At 68.1% G+C, this 2,931-nt stretch carries 4 protein-coding genes and 1 pseudogene; all 5 read right to left on the reverse strand.

Going from position 1 to position 2,931, the window contains the following annotated elements:
* A pseudogene (locus tag AC08ON_RS17765) lies at nucleotides 1-267 on the reverse strand (hypothetical protein); the annotation flags it as partial.
* Between the two features lie 305 nt (nucleotides 268-572).
* Nucleotides 573-920 (reverse strand): hypothetical protein, encoded by a 348-nt coding sequence (locus AC08ON_RS17770; protein ID WP_476617405.1) that lies wholly within the window; start codon nucleotides 918-920, stop codon nucleotides 573-575.
* Nucleotides 921-931: 11 nt separating this feature from the next.
* The gene (locus AC08ON_RS17775; RefSeq protein WP_476607763.1) at nucleotides 932-1,423 is read right to left on the reverse strand and encodes a hypothetical protein; all 492 of its coding nucleotides are present in this window, start codon (nucleotides 1,421-1,423) and stop codon (nucleotides 932-934) included.
* Nucleotides 1,424-1,561: 138 nt separating this feature from the next.
* Nucleotides 1,562-1,693, reverse strand: a complete 132-nt coding sequence (locus AC08ON_RS17780) for a hypothetical protein (RefSeq protein WP_476607762.1) — start codon at nucleotides 1,691-1,693, stop codon at nucleotides 1,562-1,564.
* A gap of 104 nt (nucleotides 1,694-1,797) precedes the next feature.
* Nucleotides 1,798-2,931: hypothetical protein (locus AC08ON_RS17785; RefSeq protein ID WP_476617406.1), on the reverse strand; the 1,134-nt coding region annotated here is incomplete at its 5' end.

Consider the following 2,931-nt stretch of genomic DNA (forward strand, 5'->3'; position numbering starts at 1 on the left):
TGGCGGGCCAGCGGGGAGAGGGCTGCGGGCATCGGGGCCTCCCACGGTGTCGGTAGGGCTGTTGGAGTCCAGCGTGCCCGTTGGCGCGGGTGGGCTGTGCGGTGGGAGCGGTGCGGCCGCCTCGACGGCCGCGGGTTCGGCGGAGGCAAGGACCATGGCTTGTTCGGCCAGGTTCTGGGCGGCGCGGATCTGCTCGCGGATCGCGGCGGGGGAGGCGCCGGTCGCCGCGGCCAGCGCTGGGCGGGCGGCTGTGAGAATCGGGGTCAACGCGGCGATGATCGTCGTCGTGTCCGGAACCGGGGGAAGTGCAGGTCGGACACGTCGAAACCGGCGACACGGCCCAGGAGGTAGATGACCGAGTCGGCCCCGACCTCGGCCTGGCCTGCGCACCGTTCGCCCCCACCGCGCGCCCGGGGGGTGGGATGCAGGTCCCGGTGGGCAAGATGATGCGCCATCCGGCGGATCGACCCGGCGAGACTGTCCTGCCGGTAGACCGGAGGTCAACGTCGCCGCATAGGCAGCGACGCGGTCGAGTAGCGCCGGCAGGGTGATGGGCGTGGCCGCGGAGCGGGTCACAGCGGCCCGGGAGTCCAGGGTCGCCGGGTCCGGTCGACGCTCGGGCGGGCGGGTGGCGCGGGGGGTTGCTGTGGCATCGCGGCGAGCTGACGTCGCACCTCAGCTACCTGCTCCTCAAGCGCCCGGATTCTGGCCTGCTGGCGCTCCAAGGCTCCTTGCTGGCCGACAAGAGCTACCTGCTGTGCGCGTAGCAGGTCGAACAGCAGACCGATGTTTGTGGGCCCGTCCAGCTGCGTGGGGAGCTCCAGCAACTCCGCCAGCACATCCGGAACATCCCCTAGCGCGACGCTGTTACTCCACAACGACGCGACGGCGGGCATCTCGGTGCCCGCCGTCGCGGTCAAGGGAGAGGGGATCAAAGCCAGATACGACCAGACGACGGTCCGATGACGGTGGCGGTCAGGTTGTCCCGCAGTCCCCAGCGCTTAGCGGCGGCCAGGAGTGCGTCGGCGGCAACGCGCACTCTGCCGGTCGCGAGCGCGGCCGTGATAGCGGTGGCGTCCACGACACGTTGTAGTCCGTCGGAGTACAGCAGCAGCCGCATGGCCGGTCCGAGGACCCATACCTCATCGATCGCGCCGTCCTGCACGGTGCTGGTGACCATGTGATCGAACCCTGCGGCGATCCGGGTCATCCAGGGGTCCCGGCCGGGCTGGCGGAACTTTTCTCCGAGCGTGCGGTCCTGGGTGACCCGCCCCAGGGTTCCGCCCGGACGCAGCACGTAGGCCCAGACGTCCCCAGTCCACGCGACCACGGCGCCACCGGCGAGCCGATGCGGCATCGGACAGGCGATGACCATCACCGCGTCGTCACGCTGCCCGGGTGCTGCGTCGGTGTACTCCCGCAATGCGGCCTCGCGGGCGGCGACGAAGCCGCCGTACGGCCCGCGCTGGACGCGAACCGGGGGCGGCCACCAGGACCGTTCCCGGGAGAACGGACATCGGTACCCCGGCAGAGCTGCTCTGCCGGGGTACCGACGGATCGGTCAGGTGCAGTACTCGGTTTCGTCGCTACGCACGGCCCGCCGGTCGTCGTACGCGACGACGTACGGCTCGACGTGCTCGCACTCGCCGATCCGGTCGAAGATGAGCCGGTAGAGACGTGAGGCGTTCTGCACAGGCGTGGAGCTCCTATAGGGGTGCGGTTGGACGGCCGGCCATCCCCATCCCAGGCAGCGCCTTTCTCGGTGTTCTGGGTTCGGGTCCGGTTACCCCAGGGTGATCATGCTGGAGACTGGTCGTCCCTGGTCGTCCCTGGTCGTCCCTGGTCGGGCACCCAGAGGTAGTCGCCGATGTCCGATGACGGCCACTTGAGGTAGTGCCTGTTGCCGTAGCTCGCGACCGCATTTCCGTGGCTGACGCAGAGCATGGAGGTCTGAGGTGAATCGAGGAAGCATCCCCACTCAACCCTCTCCTCGATGGAGGCGAACGCCTCGTTCGGGGTCACACCCGGGAACACGATGCTGGCGGGCCGCCCGTCGAACAGACGCAGATGTGTTGCCCCGTCTGCGCTACCGAAGAGGATCATTCGTGCGATGCGATTATCTCCGAGCGGGGGGCGACTTCCCAACGATGGATCATGATTGATCGGATGCGTCTCCAGAGCGGGAACGCGGTGCAGCATCGGGCCCACAGAGACGGCGGCCTCCGGCATCACGCCGGCAAACGAACCGATCCGTTGGAACCGTATCCTGTTATGTCCAGGGACCGTCAGGAACTCCTTCGCACAGCGAATGATCATATCGTGATCGAAGATGTCCAGCCGCCCACAGTCGCTTATTGCCACGTCACGGAAGGACCCATCCGACAGGACCATGAAACCGACGTCGACCAGACGGTCACGCAGCGCGAGAGGCGGCGTGAGCCGCGACGACTCGTCGAGCGCGCGGACAGTTCCGCGCGTCGGGTGTCGCTCGTGGCGGATCACGGCGTTTCCGTTGCCCCAGACCCGGCAGTCCGCCTTGTGGGTAGTGCGCGAGCCGGCCCACCTGAGCGGCACGCCGTTGAGATCAAGTTCGCCGGCTGCCTCGACGTCCTCGACGGACAACACTCCGTTGCGGCAGATGAGCGCCTCACGGTCGACGACGGGCACGCTGCGGATGCGGCCATCGCTGATAGCCAGGTTCAGACTCAGCTGCCGGGGGGTAGCGGCCCCGAGATCGGCCAGGTAGAAGTATCCGGCGTTCGCGGCGACAACGTAGGTCTGGATGGAGGGGAGGCCCGGCACGCCGATGAGGCTGTCATGCACGTGAATGGCGGCCTTGACACGTCCAGCGTGATAGCTGACGTCGTACACGTTTGTGAACGCACTCCCGTCCAACGGGAGCGAGGGCGGGGTCAAACGGTCGTAGCGACA

It is taken from the genome of Frankia sp. CoWAU3 (assembly GCF_977971855.1).